20 protein-coding genes are annotated in these 18,612 nt (G+C 68.2%); 14 read left to right on the top strand and 6 right to left on the bottom strand.

The features are described from left to right. Positions 1-102 precede the first annotated feature (102 nt). From A5745_RS14385 to A5745_RS14375, 3 genes are all read left to right on the top strand, one after another. The gene (locus tag A5745_RS14385) at positions 103-897 is read left to right on the top strand and encodes an acyl-[acyl-carrier-protein] thioesterase (protein ID WP_076062570.1); all 795 of its coding nucleotides are present in this window, start codon (positions 103-105) and stop codon (positions 895-897) included. Positions 898-1,172: 275 nt separating this feature from the next. Next, entirely contained in the window at positions 1,173-2,459 is a 1,287-nt protein-coding gene (aceA, locus tag A5745_RS14380) for an isocitrate lyase (protein WP_076116794.1), read from the top strand. Positions 2,460-2,566: 107 nt separating this feature from the next. Beyond that, positions 2,567-3,430, top strand: coding sequence for a 3-hydroxybutyryl-CoA dehydrogenase (locus A5745_RS14375; protein WP_076116792.1), 864 nt, complete (start codon positions 2,567-2,569; stop codon positions 3,428-3,430). 15 nt (positions 3,431-3,445) lie between these two features. Here A5745_RS14375 and A5745_RS14370 read toward each other — a convergent pair whose 3' ends face one another. Both A5745_RS14370 and A5745_RS14365 read right to left on the bottom strand, forming a co-directional pair. Further along, positions 3,446-4,459, bottom strand: a complete 1,014-nt coding sequence (locus A5745_RS14370; protein ID WP_076116790.1) for a prenyltransferase — start codon at positions 4,457-4,459, stop codon at positions 3,446-3,448. A gap of 20 nt (positions 4,460-4,479) precedes the next feature. Next, positions 4,480-5,181, bottom strand: coding sequence for a TetR/AcrR family transcriptional regulator (locus tag A5745_RS14365; RefSeq protein WP_076116788.1), 702 nt, complete (start codon positions 5,179-5,181; stop codon positions 4,480-4,482). A 135-nt stretch (positions 5,182-5,316) separates the two neighbouring features. Here A5745_RS14365 and A5745_RS14360 point away from each other — a divergent pair, with 135 nt between their 5' ends. From A5745_RS14360 to deoC, 6 genes are all read left to right on the top strand, one after another. Next, positions 5,317-6,687, top strand: coding sequence for a DUF445 domain-containing protein (locus tag A5745_RS14360; protein WP_139329618.1), 1,371 nt, complete (start codon positions 5,317-5,319; stop codon positions 6,685-6,687). 84 nt (positions 6,688-6,771) lie between these two features. Further along, complete coding sequence (locus tag A5745_RS14355) at positions 6,772-7,188, top strand: helix-turn-helix domain-containing protein (protein WP_076062561.1); 417 nt, start codon at positions 6,772-6,774, stop codon at positions 7,186-7,188. Positions 7,189-7,404: 216 nt separating this feature from the next. Continuing rightward, positions 7,405-7,998: a heparin-binding hemagglutinin gene (locus A5745_RS14350; RefSeq protein WP_076062559.1), complete on the top strand. Its 594-nt coding sequence runs from the start codon at positions 7,405-7,407 to the stop codon at positions 7,996-7,998. Between the two features lie 117 nt (positions 7,999-8,115). After that, positions 8,116-8,403, top strand: a complete 288-nt coding sequence (locus A5745_RS14345; protein ID WP_040621261.1) for a DUF2516 family protein — start codon at positions 8,116-8,118, stop codon at positions 8,401-8,403. A 4-nt stretch (positions 8,404-8,407) separates the two neighbouring features. Then, positions 8,408-8,845, top strand: coding sequence for a DUF2599 domain-containing protein (locus A5745_RS14340; protein WP_076116786.1), 438 nt, complete (start codon positions 8,408-8,410; stop codon positions 8,843-8,845). Continuing rightward, a complete protein-coding gene (gene deoC, locus A5745_RS14335; protein ID WP_076116784.1) occupies positions 8,845-9,516 on the top strand; it encodes a deoxyribose-phosphate aldolase in 672 nt (223 codons plus the stop codon). The genes A5745_RS14340 and deoC overlap by 1 nt, the downstream gene beginning before the upstream one ends. 1 nt (position 9,517) lies before the next feature. On the opposite strand, the gene A5745_RS14330 is transcribed toward deoC, so the two are convergent. From A5745_RS14330 to A5745_RS14320, 3 genes are read right to left on the bottom strand one after another with little or no spacing between them, the layout of a single operon-like run. Beyond that, positions 9,518-10,597 (bottom strand): DUF2993 domain-containing protein, encoded by a 1,080-nt coding sequence (locus tag A5745_RS14330; RefSeq protein WP_076116782.1) that lies wholly within the window; start codon positions 10,595-10,597, stop codon positions 9,518-9,520. Beyond that, positions 10,594-11,436, bottom strand: coding sequence for a carbon-nitrogen hydrolase family protein (locus A5745_RS14325; RefSeq protein ID WP_076116780.1), 843 nt, complete (start codon positions 11,434-11,436; stop codon positions 10,594-10,596). The genes A5745_RS14330 and A5745_RS14325 overlap by 4 nt, the downstream gene beginning before the upstream one ends. A 24-nt stretch (positions 11,437-11,460) precedes the next feature. Next, positions 11,461-11,985 carry a DUF2505 domain-containing protein gene (locus tag A5745_RS14320; protein WP_076116778.1) on the bottom strand — a complete coding sequence of 175 codons (525 nt, stop codon included), beginning with the start codon at positions 11,983-11,985 and terminating at the stop codon, positions 11,461-11,463. Positions 11,986-11,987: 2 nt separating this feature from the next. Here A5745_RS14320 and A5745_RS14315 point away from each other — a divergent pair, with 2 nt between their 5' ends. Together A5745_RS14315 and A5745_RS14310 are read left to right on the top strand one after the other, a co-directional pair. Continuing rightward, positions 11,988-13,091, top strand: coding sequence for a UDP-N-acetylmuramate dehydrogenase (locus A5745_RS14315; RefSeq protein ID WP_371336951.1), 1,104 nt, complete (start codon positions 11,988-11,990; stop codon positions 13,089-13,091). An 82-nt stretch (positions 13,092-13,173) separates the two neighbouring features. Further along, the gene (locus tag A5745_RS14310) at positions 13,174-14,502 is read left to right on the top strand and encodes an Ig-like domain-containing protein (protein ID WP_076062547.1); all 1,329 of its coding nucleotides are present in this window, start codon (positions 13,174-13,176) and stop codon (positions 14,500-14,502) included. Here the strand turns inward: A5745_RS14310 and A5745_RS14305 are convergent. Next, entirely contained in the window at positions 14,486-15,229 is a 744-nt protein-coding gene (locus A5745_RS14305) for an SDR family NAD(P)-dependent oxidoreductase (protein ID WP_371336947.1), read from the bottom strand. The genes A5745_RS14310 and A5745_RS14305 overlap by 17 nt on opposite strands. Positions 15,230-15,402: 173 nt before the next feature. Between A5745_RS14305 and A5745_RS14295 the strand changes: the two genes are divergently transcribed. Genes A5745_RS14295 through A5745_RS14285 form a run of 3 tightly spaced genes read left to right on the top strand, consistent with a single transcriptional unit; the run spans position 15,403 to position 18,603 of the window. Further along, positions 15,403-16,710, top strand: a complete 1,308-nt coding sequence (locus A5745_RS14295; protein ID WP_076062544.1) for an ROK family transcriptional regulator — start codon at positions 15,403-15,405, stop codon at positions 16,708-16,710. After that, positions 16,682-18,097 (top strand): D-inositol-3-phosphate glycosyltransferase, encoded by a 1,416-nt coding sequence (mshA, locus tag A5745_RS14290; RefSeq protein ID WP_371336946.1) that lies wholly within the window; start codon positions 16,682-16,684, stop codon positions 18,095-18,097. The genes A5745_RS14295 and mshA overlap by 29 nt, the downstream gene beginning before the upstream one ends. Continuing rightward, entirely contained in the window at positions 18,094-18,603 is a 510-nt protein-coding gene (locus A5745_RS14285; protein WP_076116771.1) for a YbjN domain-containing protein, read from the top strand. The genes mshA and A5745_RS14285 overlap by 4 nt, the downstream gene beginning before the upstream one ends. Positions 18,604-18,612 lie beyond the last annotated feature (9 nt).

The raw sequence follows: 18,612 nt of genomic DNA, 5'->3' as shown, positions 1-18,612 counted from the left end.
ATCGCGTTACGATTGGTTTTTCGGAGATGCCATTTGGCATGATTCCCGGCGGCACCCCGGTTACCGTGGGGTCCAACGAGGAGCAAGCGGGGGAGCGAAGCCGTGAGCCTGGACAAAATAATGATGCCGGTGCCCGACGGCCACCCCGACGTATTCGATCGTGAGTGGCCGCTGCGCGTCGGCGACATCGACCGCACCGGCCGGCTGCGGCTGGACGCCGCCTGCCGTCACATCCAGGACATCGGCCAGGACCAGCTGCGCGAGATGGGCTTCGAGGAGACCCACCCGCTGTGGATCGTCCGCCGAACGATGCTCGACCTGATCCGCCCGATCGAGTTCCAGGACATGCTGCGGTGCCGGCGCTGGTGCTCGGGCACCTCGAACCGGTGGTGCGAGATGCGGGTCCGCGTCGACGGCCGCAAGGGCGGCCTGATCGAATCCGAGGCGTTCTGGATCAACATCAACCGGGAAACCCAGATGCCCGCGCGCATCGCCGACGACTTCCTGGCGGGCCTACACAAGACCACATCCATCGACCGGCTGCGGTGGAAGGGCTACTTGAAGCCGGGCAGCCGCGACGACGCGACGGAGATCCACGAGTTCCCGGTCCGGGTGACCGACATCGACCTGTTCGACCACATGAACAACTCGGTGTACTGGAGCGTGATCGAGGATTATCTGGCCGCGCATCCCGAGCTGCTGCGGGGACCGCTACGCACCACCATCGAGCACGAGGCGCCGGTCGCCCTGGGCGACAAGCTGGAGATCATTTCGCACGTCCACCCCGCCGGTTCGACCGATCAGTTCGGTCCCGGCCTGGTCGATCGCCCTGTTACAACGCTCACATATACCGTCGGCGACGAGACGAAAGCCGTCGCCGCGCTCTTCTCCCTGTAGCCGATTCGGGCCGCTAAGCGGCCCGCTCAAATTCCGCTGCTGACCTGCGGCTTTGGGGTTACTGGCCGGTAGCTTCTGAAACGGTTCAGTTTCACGCCGCCTTCGCAAGATTTGCAAAAACGGAGAAACGCATTGCGGAAATTGGCAAATGAAACGGGTGGACCGGCATAAACGGCCTGTGCCATGGTCGTATTAGCACGCCAGTGAAGTTGAGCCTCCAGCTACCGCCGGACGGCGGCGTCAACCGTTCACCAATTGCAAAGGAGTTAAGCCCAATGTCTGACGTTGGCACCCCGAAGAGCGCCGAACAGATCCAGCACGACTGGGACACCAACCCGCGCTGGAAGGGCATCAACCGCACTTACACCGCCAAGGACGTCGTCGCCCTGCAAGGCAGCGTCGTCGAGGAGCACACCCTGGCCCGCCGCGGCGCCGAGGTGCTGTGGGAGCAGCTGCACGACCTCGAATACATCAACGCGCTCGGCGCCCTGACCGGCAACATGGCCGTCCAGCAGGTGCGCGCCGGCCTGAAGGCCATCTACCTGTCGGGTTGGCAGGTCGCCGGTGACGCCAACCTGTCCGGCCACACCTACCCCGACCAGAGCCTCTACCCGGCCAACTCGGTGCCGCAGGTCATCCGTCGCATCAACAACGCGCTGCTGCGCGCCGACGAGATCGCCAAGGTCGAGGGCGACCGGTCGGTGGAGAACTGGCTGGCGCCGATCGTCGCGGACGGCGAGGCCGGCTTCGGTGGCGCGCTCAACGTCTACGAGCTGCAGAAGGCGATGATCGCCGCGGGCGTCGCGGGGTCGCACTGGGAGGACCAGCTCGCCTCGGAGAAGAAGTGCGGCCACCTCGGCGGCAAGGTGCTGATCCCGACTCAGCAGCACATCCGCACCCTCACCTCGGCGCGCCTGGCCGCCGACGTCGCCGGTGTGCCGACGGTGGTGATCGCCCGCACCGACGCCGAGGCGGCCACCTTGATCACCTCGGACGTCGACGAGCGCGACCAGCCGTTCATCACCGGTGAGCGCACCAAGGAAGGCTTCTACCGCGTCAAGAACGGTCTCGAGCCGTGCATCGCGCGGGCCAAGGCCTACGCGCCGTACTCCGACCTGATCTGGATGGAGACCGGGACCCCGGACCTCGAGCTCGCGGCCAAGTTCGTCGAGGGCGTCAAGTCCGAGTTCCCCGACCAGATGCTGGCCTACAACTGCTCGCCTTCCTTCAACTGGAAGAAGCACCTGGACGACTCCACCATCGCGAAGTTCCAAAAAGAGCTTGGCGCAATGGGATTCAAGTTCCAGTTCATCACGCTGGCCGGCTTCCACGCCCTGAACTACTCGATGTTCGATCTGGCCTACGGCTACGCCCGCAACCAGATGAGCGCGTACGTCGAGCTGCAGGAGCGCGAGTTCGCCGCCGAGGAGCGTGGTTACACCGCGACCAAGCACCAGCGCGAGGTCGGTGCCGGTTACTTCGACCGCATCGCCACCACGGTGGACCCGAGCTCGTCGACCACCGCCCTGGCCGGTTCGACCGAAGAGGGTCAGTTCCACTAACCTTCAGCGGTGTTCGCCGGGCCCTGCCCGGCCACCAGACGCAGAGTCGCACTTCTGCAGCCCAGTCGATGCGATTCTGCGTCTGCTCGCGCGTTTAGGAGGAAGTAGTGAGCGACGCAGCGATCCAGCGGGTCGGGGTTGTCGGTGCGGGGCAGATGGGGTCCGGCATCGCCGAGGTCTCGGTGCGCGCCGGAGTCGACGTGACGGTGTACGAGCCCAGCGAGGAGCTGATCACGGCGGGACGCAACCGCATCGTCCGGTCGCTGGAGCGTGGCGTCAGCGCGGGCAAGGTCACCGAGCGGGAGCGCGACCGCGCGCTCGACAAGCTGACCTTCACCACCGACCTGAAGGACCTGGCCGACCGCCAGCTGGTGATCGAGGCCATCGTCGAGGACGAGGCCGTCAAGGCCGGGCTGTTCGCGGAACTTGACCGGGTCATCACCGACCCGGACGCGGTCCTGGCGTCGAACACCTCCAGCATCCCGATCATGAAGGTGGCCGCGGCCACCCGGAATCCTCAGCGCGTGCTGGGTCTGCATTTCTTCAACCCGGTCCCGGTGCTGCCGCTGGTCGAACTCGTCAGCACCCTGGTCACCGACGAGGCCGCGGCCGCCCGCACCGAGGAGTTCGCGAGCGGGGTGCTGGGCAAGCAGGTGGTGCGCTGCTCCGACCGGTCTGGCTTCGTGGTCAACGGGCTGCTGGTCCCGTACCTGCTGTCGGCGATCCGGATGGTCGAGGCCGGTTTCGCCACCGTCGAAGACGTCGACAAGGCCGTCGTCGCCGGGCTGTCGCATCCGATGGGCCCGCTGCGACTGTCCGATCTTGTCGGATTGGACACTCTAAAGCTGATCGCGGACAAGATGTTTGAGGAATTCAAGGAGCCCCAGTACGGCCCGCCGCCGCTGCTGTTGCGCATGGTGGAAGCCGGGCGGCTTGGCAAGAAATCCGGGCAAGGCTTCTATACGTACTGACGGCGCCCGATGTGCTCAGTGCAAGCTACGCAGCACGGCGCCGATCGCGAGGCCCAGCACCAGCAGCGCGCCCGCCTGGCGCACGTGCACCCACGCGAGCGCGGCGTACCACAGCGGCCACACCGGAAACTTCGGTGGCGGTTCGGCGGGTCTCGGGCGGCGGAAGTATGGCCACACCTTCACCAGACGGGGCAGCGCCAACGCGACCACCAGCGCGGCCCAGGGCATCGCGCCGGCGGCGACGGCGATCCCGACCAGCACGTAGAAGCCGACCATCATGCCCAGCGTCACGACGCGGGCGCGCGCCTCGCCGAGCAGGACCGGCAGCGTCCGGATCCCGAGCGGCTCGTCGTACGGGATTTTGTCGATGTGCTTGCCCATCAGCACCGTCGTGCACAGCAAGCCGTAGGGCAGTGAGGCCAGAACGACGTCCCAACCGACCGAGCCGACCGCCGAGTAGTACGTCCCGCACACCATCAGCGGGCCCCACACGACGAAAACGTCGGGCTCACCCAGCCCGCGCTTCTTCAGGCGCAGCGGCGGCGCCGTGTACGCGACGCTGAGCGCGAAACCGCTGAGCGCAAAGGCGATTACGGGCCAACCGCGGGCCCATGTCAGCGTCACCAGAATCGCCAGGTCCGCGACGTTCACCAGCAGGATCGCCAGCCCCAGGGTTCGGCGGCTGATCAGCCCGGACAGCACCGGATGCGGGGCGTACAGCGCGCGCGGATAGGTGGCGCTGTCGGTGCCGACCTGCGTGTCGTAGAGGTCGTTCATCAGGTTATTGGCGGTGTGCGCCAACGTGATTCCCAACACGGCCAGCACCAGCCACCGCCAATCCAGGCCCGGCTTGCCCACCGCCAGCAGCGCCGCCACCAGACCGGAGACCAGGGTCATCGGCAGTACCGCCGCACGGGTGACGACCAGCCACCGCGTGACGGCGTCGACCGGTCCGTCGGGTGGCGGGTTGGTGGTGCGAAGTGCGTATGCCCACGACCTCAACCGTGAGCCCACGCTCGCCTCCGGCATTCCCCGAGCCTAGACCGGCCTCAACGCGACTGCCGGGGAATGATCGGCGACGGATGCGGTTGCGCGCGGAACTTCTCCAGCGACCCGCCGACCTCGACGATCCCGCACAGCGCGTTCCAACTGAGCATGGTCAGGTAATCGATCAGCTCGTCGCGACTCATCCGGGGTTCCGACATCCACGAGTGGGTGGCGAGCTGCACGCCGCCGACGATCAGGTAGGCCCACGGCTCCACCCCGCCGGTGTCCAACCCGACCTGGTTCATGCGCCGACGCATCAGGACCGCGAGCATGCGGGCGATGATTCGTTCGGAGTCGGCGATCACCTTGCTGTGGCTTGCCGAGCTGTTCGCCATCACGAACCGATACGGCTCGGGCTCGTTTGCGACCGTGTCGACGTAGACCCGAATGACCTCGCGGGTCAGGTCGAAGCCGTCCAAGTTCGACGACAGGGCCGCGGCCATGTTGGGAATCAGCGTCGTCTGCGTGAACCGCATCATCACCGCGGTCGTCAGGTCGTTCTTGTCGACGAAGTAGCGGTAGAGCACGGTCTTGGAGACCCCGATCTCGGCCGCGATGTCGTCCATGCTCAGGAAGCGGCCGAGCCGGCGAATCGCTTCAATGGTTCCGTCGACGAGCTCGTTGCGCCGGTCGACCTTGTGCTGATGCCAGCGCCGCTTGCGACCATCCATCTTGACGGTCACAGCCGGTATTTGCTCTGTCACAGTCGCCGATTTCCATTTCCCTAGACGCCCTCGATGATACGGCCTGGGGGGTCCGGTTGGCGGATGGCGGGGCGCGGAGAATAGGCCCCTGGACAGTGCAAGTCACACTAATCGTCCGCGGCGATACATGATGGTGTGGTGGCACACAGAGCCGACTCGCCGGGCTCGCCGGCGCGGGGGCCGGAGGTGACCGCGTCGGCGAGCCCGGCGCGCCGCCCCCATACGTCCCTCGCCGAATCGTTCGCGGGGGCCGATCCGCAGGCCGACGCCGAACGCCGGGTGGCGCTGCGCCGGATGAAGATGGTGGCGCTGGGTTTCCTGATCGGTGCCAGTGGCGTCTTCCTCGCGTGCCGGTGGGCGCAGGCCCACACGAGCGCGGGCGTCTGGGTCGGCTACGTCGGCGCGGCCGCGGAGGCCGGCATGGTCGGCGCCCTGGCGGACTGGTTCGCCGTCACCGCGCTGTTCAAGCACCCGCTGGGCATACCCATCCCGCACACGGCGATCATCAAGCGCAAAAAGGATCAGCTCGGCGAGGGCCTGGGCACCTTCGTGCGGGAGAACTTCCTGTCGCCGGCGGTGGTCGAGACCAAGCTGCGCGACGCGCAGGTGCCCGGCCGGCTCGGCAAGTGGCTGTCGGAGCCCTCGCACGCCGAGCGGGTGGCCAGCGAGACGGCGACCATCCTCCGGGTGTTGGTGGAGTTGCTGCGCGACGAGGACGTGCAGCAGGTCATCGACCGAATGATCGTGCGCCGCATCGCCGAACCGCAGTGGGGTCCGCCGGTGGGCCGGGTGCTGGCGACGCTGCTGGCCGAGAACCGGCAGGAAGCCCTGATCCAATTGCTCGCCGACCGGGCCTTTCAGTGGTCGCTAAATGCCGGCGAGGTCATCCAGCGGGTGGTCGAGCGCGACTCGCCGAGCTGGTCGCCCCGATTCATCGACCACCTCGTCGGTGACCGCATTCATCGCGAGTTGATGGACTTCACCGACAAGGTGCGGCGCAACCCCGACCACGAACTGCGCCGTTCGGCGACCCGCTTCCTGTTCGAATTCGCCGACGACCTGCAGCACGACCCGGACACCATCGCGCGTGCCGAAACCGTCAAAGAGCAACTGATGGCCCGCGACGAGATCGCCAACGCCGCAGCGACGGCATGGAAGACGATGAAACGGCTGGTGCTCGAGGGCGTCGACGACCCGTCGAGCGCGCTGCGGACCCGCATCGCCGACACCGTGGTTCGCGTCGGGGAATCGCTGCGCGACGACGCGGAGCTGCGCGACAAGGTCGACAACTGGATCGTCCGGGCGGCCCAGCACCTGGTCTCGCAGTACGGGGTTGAGATCACGGCGATCATCACCGAGACGATCGAGCGCTGGGACGCCGAGGAGGCCAGCCGGCGGATCGAACTGCACGTCGGTCGCGACCTGCAATTCATCCGGATCAACGGAACCGTGGTCGGCTCGCTCGCGGGGCTGGCGATCTACGCCGTCGCGCAGCTGCTTTTCTAGCGGTGCTAACAAGTGCTTGCAAAAGCAAGCACTTGTCCGTAGTCTGATGGCCGTCAAGACCGACCATCGACCCAGGAGTACGCAATGGCACCCGAGGAGAAGCTCTCCGCCAAGGTGTCGACCGCGGCCTCCGAAGTGGCCTCCGACATCGGCAGCTTCATTCGCGACCTGCGGGAAAACGCCCAGGTTTCGGTGCGCCAACTCGCCGAGCGGTCGGGGGTCAGCAATCCCTACCTCAGCCAGGTAGAGCGCGGACTGCGCAAGCCGTCCGCCGACGTCCTGAACCAAATCGCGAAGGCGCTGCGGATTTCGGCGGAGGTCCTCTACGTGCGGGCCGGGATCCTCGAGCCCAGCGAGGCCAGTCAGGTGCGCGACGCGATCATCACCGACACCGCGATCACCGAGCGTCAGAAGCAAATCCTGCTCGATATCTACGCGTCGTTCGCCCAACAAAACGAATCCACCCAAGAGGAGTGTCCGACCGAATCCAATGGCGCCTGACCTGGGCGACGCATAGACGGCGCGCCGCGCGGTTACCCAGAAGGAAGGGACTCAACCGTTCCAGGCCGTTTGCTGGCGCTGCTGAGCCCGATCTGGCGGCCAGGGCAGATGCCACTCGATCATCACTCGACCGACCAAGCAGGAGGTTCTCGCGCAACTTCCACCAGACAGCAGTCAGTAACACCAATAACGAAAGAAATAACGAAAGGAAAACCAATGGCCGAAAACCCGAACATCGAAGACCTGCGCGCCCCGTTGCTCGCCGCGCTCGGCGCGGCGGACCTGGCCCTGGCCACCGTCAACGACCTGATCACCAACCTGCGTGAGCGGGCTGAGGAGACCCGCACCGAGACCCGCAGCCGGGTCGGGGAGCGGCGTGCCCGCCTGGCCAAGCTGCAGGAGGACCTGCCCGAGCAGTTCACCGAGCTGCGCGAGCGGTTCACGGCCGACGAGCTGCGCAAGGCCGCCGAGGGTTACCTGGAGGCCGCGACCAGCCGCTACAACGAGCTGGTCGAGCGCGGCGAGATCGCGCTGGAGCGGCTGCGCAGCCAGTCGGGCTTCGACGACGCGTCGGCGCGGGCACAGGCTTCCGTCGACCAGGCCGTCGAGCTGACCCAGGAGGCGCTGGGCACCGTCGCGTCGCAGACCCGCGCGGTCGGCGAGCGGGCGGCCAAGCTGGTCGGCATCGACCTGCCTGCCAAGAAGGCTCCCGCGAAGAAGGCCCCGGCCAAGAAGGCCCCCGCCAAGAAGGCGCCGGCCAAGAAGGCTGCGGCCAAGAAGTCGTCGGCCAAGAAGGTCACCCAGAAGTAGACAGACCCCGGGTTGCCCCCGCGGGGGCAACCCGGATCAAGCAGCACACTCGACTCCGAGTTGCCCACGGGCAACTCGGAGTCGACGTTTTGGACGCCGCCCGCATACCCTTAAGGCGTGAGCCACCTCGTGGGTACCGTCATGTTGGTCTTGCAGATCGCCGTCCTGGTGACGGCGGTGTACGCATTCGTGCACGCGGCGCTGCAGCGACCCGACGCCTATACCGCCGCCGACAAGCTGACCAAGCCCGTGTGGCTGGTGATCCTGGGCCTGGCCGTCGCGCTGACATCGATCCTGAGCTTCGTCTTCGGCGTGCTCGGCATGGCGATCGCGGCGTGCGCGGCCGGCGTGTATCTGGTCGATGTTCGGCCCAAACTCCTCGAAATTCAGGGTAAGTCGCGCTGACGGGATGAAAGCCCTGCTGGCCTTGCCGGCGGCGGTGCTGCTCGCCCTCGCGGCGGCCGTCCCTGCCGGGGCGGACCCGGGCACGGGCGCGGCAGCCCCCGCTAACCCGTCGTACTCGCCGCCGTTTATCGATCACACCGAATGGATGCAGTGGGGAGGCCTGGCCAGCTTGCGGGTTTTCCCGACGCCCTCCGGGCGGGCGGCCTCGAGGCAGCCCGGGACGTCGGCGGCCGCCGCCGCGGCGTGGGCCGAGGTGCTCGCGTCGGCGCCGGACGCCGACACCGCCGGCATGCGCGCGCAGTTCCTGTGCCACTGGCAGTTCGCCGAAACGGCGCAACCGGGCAAGACCAGCTGGAACCTCGAGCCGTGGCGGCCGGTCGTCGACGACACCGAAATGGTCGCGGCCGGTTGTAATCCCGGCGGCCCGGAAGGGCCGTTCTAGTGGCGAACCGACCGAATCGCGCCCAGGTGGCCGCACTGGTCGACCACACCCTGCTCAAGCCCGAGGCGACGGGGGCCGAGGTGGCCGCGCTGGTCGCCGAAGCCGCCGAGTTGGGCGTCTACGCGGTGTGCGTCTCGCCGTCGATGGTGCCGATCGCAACCCAGGCCGGCGATGTGCGGGTTGCCACGGTGGCCGGTTTTCCGTCGGGCAAGCATGTGCCGGCGATCAAGGCGCAAGAGGCCGCGCACGCCGTGGCGTCCGGTGCCAGCGAGGTCGACATGGTCATCGACGTCGGTGCCGCGCTGGCCGGTGAGCTCGATTCGGTGCGGGCCGACATCGAAGCGGTGCGCGCCGCCGCCGCCGGAGCTGTGCTGAAGGTGATCGTGGAATCCGCTGTCCTGCTTGGCCATAACGAGCGCACGCTGGCGGCGGTGTGCCGCGCCGCCGAAGACGCCGGCGCGGACTTCGTCAAGACGTCGACGGGATTTCATCCCGCCGGCGGGGCGTCGCTGCGCGCCGTCGCATTGATGAGCGAAACCGTCGGCGGGCGACTGGGGGTCAAGGCCAGCGGCGGCATCCGCACCGCCGCCGACGCCGTCGCGATGCTCAACGCGGGCGCGACCAGGCTGGGCCTGTCAGGTACCCGGGCCGTGCTCGACGGGCTCGGCTGAATCAGAGGTTGGCGAAGCAGGGGTTCGTGTTGCCGGTGGGGATCGTGGCGTTCTGCGTCGAAAAGTGGCTCACCACACCGGAACTCGTCACCTGCACGCTGTCGGCGTGAATGCCCAACGGGAAGTTCTTGGTTTGGTCGGAGGTGAACTTGTCCAGCGTCGACTGCACACTTTCCTTCGGCATGGTGAAGCCCAGGGCGTTGAAGCTGACGATCTGCAACTGCAGCCCGGTGCCGGAGACCACCGGCTTGGCTGTGATGTTGTCCAGCATGCCCTTCAGCTCGACGGTGCCGTCGGCCGGATGCGTTGTCACGCTGCTGGTGACGAAGGGGCCCAAAACCGGGACCGCGTTCTGCACCGACTGCTTGATGCCGTCGGTCGTCCAGGTGATGGTGGCATCGAGCGATCCGATGGTGCCCTTGGAATTCGCGGTCGACTTGAGTTGCACGTCCCGGATGTTGATTTCGATCTTCATGCCCTTGGCGGAACGGATCTGGTTGCCGGCCGTGGACACCGAGATGTTGCTGTAGTGCTTGGTCAGTTGCTGCCACAGCATCAGCGGCGTCACGCTGAACGACGCGGTGGCCTGATCCTTGGTCTCGCACGCCACCGCCTCGGCGACCTTGTTGTTGGCGACGTGGCGCACGTACAGCTCGGCGCCGATCAGCGCCGCGATGACGAGCGAAACCACGATGATGCAGACCAGCAGGATCGATAGCGGGTCGCGAAGGAAGCGTCGTTTTCTTTTCACAGGCTCTTCGTTCGGAGTTGCCAAGCGTTCCGTCGGGCCCGCCGGCGGAACGGGCGGAGGCGGGTAACCGGGTCCCTGCGTGTCCGGCCGGGTCGCACCCAGCTGCTCGGTCTGCGGCTCCGGAGCCCGCGGCGGCGGTGGGCCCGGCGCCCGCTGAGGTGGGGGTGGCGGCACTGGAGGAGGCCCGGGCTGCGGCGGCGGCTGGCCGGGGCCTCCGGTCCGGAATCGCTCGGTCGGCCGCTCGGTCGGTGGGCCGGAGGGGCCTTGACTGCCGGGACGGCCCCACGGGCCCTCGTTAGGTGGTCCTGGCGGTCCTGGCGGGTTCGTCACCCAACCGATTCTGCCCTATCGATTCGAGCAAAGCTTGACTGGTTTCGCAGCACCGCGATGCTCTCGCGGGCCTTCGCCACCGCATCGACGTCGATGTCGGCGACCACGAGCTGCGGCTCGGCGCCCGCCGACGCGACCACTTCACCCAGCGGCGAGGCCACCAGGCTGCCGCCCACTCCAGTCGGTGCGCCCGAGCCGGACCCCGGGCCGGTCAGGCTGTCGCCGGGGTCGGCCTGACCGGCCGCCACGACATAGCTCATCGAATCAAGCGCCCGGGCCCGGGCCAGCAGCGTCCACTGCTCGAGTTTGCCGGGACCCGAACCCCAGGACGCGCAGACCGCGATCACCCGCGCGCCTCGTCGGGCCAGTTCCGTGTAGAGCTCCGGAAAACGGATGTCGTAGCAAACGGACAACCCCACCCCGACGCCGTCGACGGTGATCACCACCGGCTCCGCACCGGGAGCGACGGTCCGCGACTCCATAAAGCCGAACGCGTCGTAGAGATGGATCTTGTCGTAGTAGGTGTCGGGCTCATTGGGCGTGCCCGGCCCGGCCGCGATCAGCGTGTTCTTCACCCGCCCGTCGCCGGACGGGGTGAACATGCCCGCGATCACCGTGATGCCCGAGTCGGCGGCAATCGCCCGCACGCCGTCGGCCCACGGCCCGTCCACCGGCTCGGCGACCGGTCCCAGCGGGACGCCGAACCGGCACATGGTCGCCTCGGGGAACACCACCAGCCGCGCGCCGGCCTCCGCGGCCCGGCCGGCGTACTCGCGGACGAGTTGCAGATTCTTTGCCGGATCGGTGCCACTGAGGATCTGCGCCAACGCGATTCGCATGGCGCCAGCCTAAAGCGCGACGGGTCAGGTGTTCTTCGCGATCCACTCCGTGGTGAATCGCTGTTCCGCGACCACCAGGTCGGCCAGTTGGGTGCCGATGAAATTCTCCAACTTGCCCCCGATGAGTGGGACGCGCACCTGGACGGTGATCCGGCACTCCAGTCGCGAGCCGACCGGCTTGCCCGCGGTGGACAATTCGGCGGTACCGGAGACGTTGGCCGGAGCGTCCACGATCGATCCGGCTACCGTGGCCATGGCGACCCCGCCGGCCACCGGACCCCACGTCTCCTCGCGCCTGATGCACAGATCGCCCCGGTGCAATTGCGTGATCAGGGCCGGCAGCTTGTCACTGCGGATCACCTGCAGCGTGACCACATCGATGGTGTCGTCGTCCCCGGACTCGCCCCCTAAGCGCAACGCCTCCAGCTTCGTCTCGTCGACACCGGACGCCGCAAGCCTGGCCAGCCAGTAGGCCTCCTCGCGGTAAGCCTGGAGAACCGATTCGACGCTGCCTTCGTAGTCGGCGGATATGTCGAATGAACGCGGCATAGCTGGCCAGGCTACCGTTACGGCCCGTGGTCGGTTCGCTGTTTGCCGGTGCGCATGTCGCCGAGGCGGTGCCGCTGGCGCCGTTGACCACGATGCGAATCGGACCCGTGGCGCGGCGCCTGATCACCTGCACGAGCAGCGAACAAATCGTCGCCGTGGTGCGGCGGCTGGACTCCGAAAACGCGGGTGGCCCACCGTTTGTGTTCGCCGGCGGCTCCAACCTGGTGATCGCCGATACGCTGACCGACCTGACCGCGGTGCGATTGGCCAACGACGGCATCACCATTGACGGCAACGTGGTGCGCGCGGAGGCGGGCGCGGTGTGGGACGACGTCGTCCTCGCGGCCATCGAGCACGGCCTGGGTGGGCTGGAATGCCTGTCCGGTATCCCCGGCTCGGCCGGCGCGACGCCGGTGCAGAATGTCGGGGCCTACGGCGCCGAGGTGTCCGACACCATCACCCGGGTCCGGCTGCTGGATCGGCGCAGCGGCACAGTGCGGTGGGTACCGGGCAGCGAGCTCGGCTTCGGGTATCGCACCAGCGTGCTCAAGCAAGCCGGCGGTCTCGAAATCCCTTCCGTGGTACTGGAAGTGGAGTTCGCACTGGATGCGTCGGGCCGCAGCGCGCCGCTGCGTTACGGCGAGTTGGCGGCCGCGCTCGATCTGAGCGGCGGCGAGCGCACGGATCCGCGCGCCGTGCGTGACGCGGTGCTTGCGCTGCGCGCCCGCAAGGGCATGGTCCTCGACGCGGCCGACCACGACACCTGGAGCGTGGGTTCGTTCTTCACCAACCCGGTGGTCGCACCCGAGGTGTACGAGCGGCTGGCCGCCGAGATCGACGGGCCGGTACCGCACTACCCGGCACCGGACGGAGTCAAGCTGGCCGCCGGCTGGCTGGTCGAGCGGTCGGGCTTCGCCAAGGGCTATCCGGCGGACGAGCGCGCCCCCTGCCGGTTGTCCACCAAGCATGCGCTTGCTCTGACGAACCGCGGCTCGGCCAGGGCCGAGGACGTCGTCACGTTGGCCCGCACGATCCGTGACGGAGTCCGCGACGTGTTTGGCATCACACTGGAACCCGAACCCGTCCTGCTCGGGTGCAGGCTGTAGGGGTTAAATCCGTTCAACAGCACCCCCGGCGGCGAGTTGTCGTGACCGGGCGAGAGTCGTTCTCCCGGTATCTTTATTTGTCGTGAGCACATCCAGCGCGCCTCAAAGTGGGGGGCCGATCAACCGGCGGCTGGCTTTGGCGGCCCTCGGGGTTGGTGTGTTCGCGCCCAATTTCTTGGCCGCCTGCGCGGGCACCGTGACCAAGCAAGCCCAGAAGAAAGAAGCCCCCGCGGCGCACCTGAAATTCGAGCCGGCCGATGCCGCCTCGGACGTGATTCCCACTGCGCCGGTGAGCGTTCAGATCGGTGACGGCTGGTTTCAGAAGGTGGCGCTGACGAACTCGTCGGGCAAGGTCGTCGCCGGAGCGTTCAACTCCGATCGCACCGTCTACACGATCACCGAGCCGCTGGGCTACGACGGCACCTACACCTGGAGCGGCTCGGCCGTCGGCCACGACGGCAAGGCGATCCCGGTCAGCGGCAAGTTCACCACCGTGTCACCCAGCAAGAAGATCGGCGGGGCATTCCAGCTGGCCGACGGTCAGACCGTCGGGGTGGCGGCGCCGATCATCATCCAGTTCGACGCGCCGATCAGCGACAAGGCCTCCGTCGAGAAGGCCCTCACCGTCACCACCACCCCGCCCGTAGAGGGCAGCTGGGCCTGGCTGCCCGACGAGGCGCAGGGCGCCCGCGCGCACTGGCGTCCCCGCGAGTACTACCCGGCGGGCACCACCGTCAACGTCGACGCCAAGCTCTACGGGCGACCCTTCGGGGAGGGCGCGTACGGCGCCGACGACATCTCGCTGCGCATCCAGATCGGCCGAAAGCAGGTCGTCAAGGCCGAGGTTTCGTCGCACCGCATCCAGGTCGTCACCGACGCCGGCGTCATCATGGACTTCCCGTGCAGCTACGGCGAGGCCGACAAGGCGCGCAACGTCACCCGCAACGGCATCCACGTCGTCACCGAGAAGTACGCGGACTTCTACATGTCCAACCCGGCGGCCGGCTACAACCACATCCACGAACGCTGGGCGGTGCGGATCTCCAACAACGGCGAGTTCATCCACGCCAACCCCGCCAGCTCCGGGGCGCAGGGCAACACCAACGTCACCAACGGCTGCATCAACCTGTCCACCGCGGATGCCGAGCAGTACTACGGCAGCGCGATGTACGGCGACCCGGTCGAGGTGACCGGAAGCTCGATTCAGCTGTCCTACTCCGACGGCGACATTTGGGACTGGGCCGTCGACTGGGACACCTGGGTGGCGATGTCGGCGCTGCCGCCCCCTTCGGCGCATCCGCCGTCGACGCAGATCCCGGTCACCGCACCGGTGACGCCGTCCGACGCTCCCACCCTGTCGGGCACCCCGACGACCACCACCACGTCGGCGCCGGCTAGGCCCGGCGGTTAAACCGCGAGGCGCTGGCCTGGTCGCGGGGCCGGATGATGATCTGGTCCAGGTTGACGTGGGACGGCCGGGAGGCCACGAACCCGATCACTTCGGCTACGTCGGCGGCCGTTAGCGGTGTGATGCCGGAGTAGACGGCGTCCGCGCGCCGCTCGTCGCCGTCGAAACGGACCAGGGAGAACTCGGTTTCGACCGCTCCCGGCGCGATCTCGGTGAGCCGGACCGGCTTGCCCAGCAGCTCGCCGCGCAGCGTGCGGTGCAGCGCGCCCTGGGCGTGCTTGGCCGCGGTGTAGCCGGCCCCGCCGTCGTAGGTCTCCATCGCCGCGATCGAGGTGACGGTGACGATCAGCCCGTCGCCGGACTCGATCAGCTTGGGCAGCAGCGCGCGGGTGACCCGCAGGGTGCCCATCACGTTGGTCTCCCACATCCACCGCCAGTGCTCCAGGTCGGCCTCGCCCACCGGCTCCAGCCCCCGGGCACCGCCGGCGTTGTTGACGAGCACATCGACTCGGCTGAGGCCCTGTGCGAGCGCCGCGACGGCCCCGTCGTCTGTGACATCAGCCACAACGGCCTTACCGCCGATCTGGTCCGCAAGGGCGTTGATCCGGTCGGCCCGACGTGCCACCGCCACGACGTGAAATCCAAGGGCCGCAAGGGTTTTGGCGGTCGCCTCACCGATCCCGGAACTGGCACCGGTGACGACGGCGACCCGATCGCTCGCTGAACTCACCAGGACAACTCTAATAAACGTGCTAAATTTCCCCTGTGCAGTACAGCGTTTTGGTCAACACCACCACCGCGTGTCTTTGCGCGGCAGGTGCGTGTTGTTGCCGCGCACTTTGCCGCGCCTGACTCCCCGGCGTGGCCGAAGACCGGCCCTCAGTACTCAACCAAAGGACGCTCGTGCGCACGACCAGTCTCACTCATACGCATCATTCGCCCGGCCGCAAAGGCCATCTGCGGTTGCACCGCCAGATCTTGCCGCCGGCCCTGCACATCTCCGATTCGGCGGCGGCGTCCGTCTTCCGCGCGGTGCGGTTGCGCGGGCCCGTCGGACGTGACGTCATCGCCGCGGTCACATCACTGAGCATCGCGACGGTTAACCGCCAGGTCATCGCGCTGCTCGCGGCCGGCCTGCTGCGGGAGCGCGCCGACCTCGCGGTCTCCGGCGCGATCGGACGCCCGCGGGTGCCCGTCGAAATCAACCATGAACCGTTCGTGACGCTGGGCATCCACATCGGCGCGCGAACCACCAGCATCGTCGCCACCGATCTGTTCGGACGCACGCTGGACACCGTCGAGACCCCGACACCGCTCAGCCCGCCCGGGCCCGCGCTGGCCTCGCTGGCCGAAAGCGCGACCCGCTACATGAGGCGCTGGCACCGGCGCCGCCTGCTGTGGGTGGGCGTGGCGATCGGCGGCACCGTCGACGGCGCCACCGGCCACGTCGACCACCCGCGGCTGGGCTGGCGGCAAGCGCCGGTCGGATCGGTGCTGGCCGACGCGCTGGGCCTGCCGGTTTCGGTCGCCTCCCACGTCGACGCGATGGCCGGCGCCGAGCTGCTGCTCGGCATGCGGCGGTTCGCGCCGAGCTCGCCGACCAGCCTGTACATCTACGCCCGCGAGACCGTGGGCTATGCGCTGGTGATCGGCGGCCGCGTGCACTGCCCGGCCAGCGGCCCGGGCACCATCGCCGGCCTGCCCGCTTACTCGGAGCTGCTGGGCGGCACCGGGCAGCTGGAATCGACCGTCAGCGACGAGGCCGTGCTGGCCGCCGCCCGCCGGCTTCGGATCCTGCCCGCCGCCCCGGCGAACCGTGCGAACGGCGCCGTCACCGCGATGACCGACCTGGTGCGGGTGGCCCGGGCCGGAAACGAGCAGGCCAAGGAGCTGCTCGCGGAACGTGCCCGGGTGCTCGGCGAGGCCGTCGCGTTGCTGCGTGACGTGCTCAACCCCGACGAGCTGGTGGTCGGCGGCCAGGGGTTCACCGAGTATCCGGAGGCCATGGGCCAGGTGGAAGAGGCGTTCGCCGCACGCTCGGTGCTGCCCCCGCGCGACATCCGCGTCACCGCGTTCGGCAACCGGGTCCAGGAGGCCGGGGCCGGTATCGTGTCGCTGGGCGGGCTGTACGCCGATCCGCTGGGCGCGATGCGCCGAGCCGGCGCGCTGGCCGCCCGGGCGGATGTCGAACCGGACGAGTCGTCCGCTTAGCGCGAACAGCGCCCTCGGGTGGGGGCGGGGCCCGTCCTGTAAAGATGACAGTGTGCGGCACGATGACGTCTTCCGGCTGAACGACCCGCGCCGCATTGCGGTATTGGCGGTCCACACCTCACCACTGGCGCAGCCGGGAACCGGCGATGCGGGCGGCATGAACGTCTACGTGCTGCAAACGGCGCTGCACCTGGCGCGTCGGGGCATCGAGGTGGAGATCTTCACCCGGGCCACGGCGTCCGCCGATCCGCCGGTCGAGCGGGTGGCGCCCGGTGTGCTGGTGCGCAACGTCGTGGCCGGGCCGTTCGAGGGCTTGGACAAATACGATCTGCCCACCCAGCTGTGCGCGTTCGCCGCCGGCGTGCTGCGCGCCGAGGCGTCCCACGAACCGGGCCACTACGACATCGTGCACTCGCACTACTGGCTGTCCGGTCAGGTCGGCTGGCTGGCCCGCGATCGCTGGGCGGTGCCGCTGGTGCATACCGCGCACACGCTGGCCGCGGTGAAGAACGCGGCGCTGGCCGACGGGGATGCGCCCGAGCCGCCGCTGCGCACGGTGGGGGAGCAGCAGGTGGTCGACGAGGCGGACCGGCTGATCGTCAACACCGATGATGAAGCGAGACAATTGATTTCGATCCACCGCGCCGATCCGGCGAGCATCGACGTGGTGCACCCCGGGGTGGACCTGGACGTGTTCCATCCGGGTGATCGCCGGGCGGCACGGGCCGCGCTGGGGCTCCCGCTCGACGAGGACATCGTGGCATTCGTCGGCCGGATCCAGCCACTGAAGGCGCCCGACATCGTGTTGCGTGCCGCCGCGAAACTGCCCGGCGTGCGCATCGTGGTGGCCGGCGGGCCGTCGGGAACGGGGCTGGCGTCTCCGGACGGGCTGGTCCGCCTCGCCGACGAATTGGGCATTACGGCGCGGGTGACATTCCTGCCGCCGCAGTCGCGCGCGAATCTGGCCACCCTGTTCCAGGCCGCCGATCTCGTTGCGGTGCCGAGCTATTCGGAGTCGTTCGGCTTGGTCGCCGTTGAGGCGCAGGCGTGCGGGACGCCGGTGGTGGCGGCCGCGGTCGGGGGATTGCCGGTGGCGGTGCGCGACGGGATCACCGGCACCCTGGTGTCCGGCCACGACGTCGATCGGTGGGCGGAGGCCATCGACGGCCTGCTGCGCCTGCGCGACGAGCCGGCCGGGCGCGCGATGAGCCGCGCCGCCGCGGCACACGCGGCGACGTTCTCGTGGGAGAACACCACCGACGCGCTGCTGGACAGCTACCGGCGCGCGATCGGCGACTTCGCCGCGGGGCGTCAGCGCCGGGTGCGGGACCGGGCGGCGGCGCGCAAGCCACGCCGCTGGAGCTCGCGGCGCGGGGTGGGCGCGTGAATTCCACTGTGCAGGCGGTGATCGAGCATACCCTGCAGGCCAGCGGATTGACCTACTCGGAATTCCCTGGGGCGCATGGCGGATTGCCGGGGCTGGTGGTCGAGCTCCCCGGCGAGCGCAAGCTCAAGACCAACACCATCCTGAGCATCGGCGAGCACTCGGTGCGCGTCGAGGCGTTCGTGTGCCGCAAGCCCGACGAGAACCACGAGGGCGTCTACCGGTTCTTGCTCAAGCGCAACCGGCGGCTGTATGGGGTGGCCTACACACTGGACAACGTCGGCGACATCTACCTGGTGGGCCGGATGTCGTTGGCGTCGGTGGACGCCGACGAGATCGACCGGGTGCTCGGTCAGGTGCTCGAGGCGGTGGATTCGGACTTTAATACGTTGTTGGAGTTGGGTTTTCGCTCGTCGATCCAAAAGGAGTGGGAATGGCGAGTGTCGCGCGGTGAGTCGCTGAAGAACCTGCAGGCGTTCGCCCATCTGATCGACGACGAAGACGACTAAGGCCGCGTG

Source organism: Mycobacterium sp. IS-2888, from assembly GCF_001954215.1.
GTDB lineage: Bacteria > Actinomycetota > Actinomycetes > Mycobacteriales > Mycobacteriaceae > Mycobacterium.
Note: the sequence above shows the minus strand (reverse complement) of the source record. Positions and strands in the feature narration are given on the sequence as shown.

Bases quoted from the DNA above. Each gene is read 5' to 3' on its own strand.
- A5745_RS14350 (WP_076062559.1), top strand. From the start codon at position 7,405: ATGGCCGAAAACCCGAACATCGAAGACCTGCGCGCCCCGTTGCTCGCC.
- A5745_RS14370 (WP_076116790.1), bottom strand. From the start codon at position 4,459: ATGCCGGAGGCGAGCGTGGGCTCACGGTTGAGGTCGTGGGCATACGCA.
- A5745_RS14325 (WP_076116780.1), bottom strand. From the start codon at position 11,436: ATGCGAATCGCGTTGGCGCAGATCCTCAGTGGCACCGATCCGGCAAAG.
- A5745_RS14355 (WP_076062561.1), top strand. From the start codon at position 6,772: ATGGCACCCGAGGAGAAGCTCTCCGCCAAGGTGTCGACCGCGGCCTCC.
- aceA (WP_076116794.1), top strand. From the start codon at position 1,173: ATGTCTGACGTTGGCACCCCGAAGAGCGCCGAACAGATCCAGCACGAC.
- A5745_RS14320 (WP_076116778.1), bottom strand. From the start codon at position 11,985: ATGCCGCGTTCATTCGACATATCCGCCGACTACGAAGGCAGCGTCGAA.
- A5745_RS14340 (WP_076116786.1), top strand. From the start codon at position 8,408: ATGAAAGCCCTGCTGGCCTTGCCGGCGGCGGTGCTGCTCGCCCTCGCG.
- mshA (WP_371336946.1), top strand. From the start codon at position 16,682: ATGTCGAACCGGACGAGTCGTCCGCTTAGCGCGAACAGCGCCCTCGGG.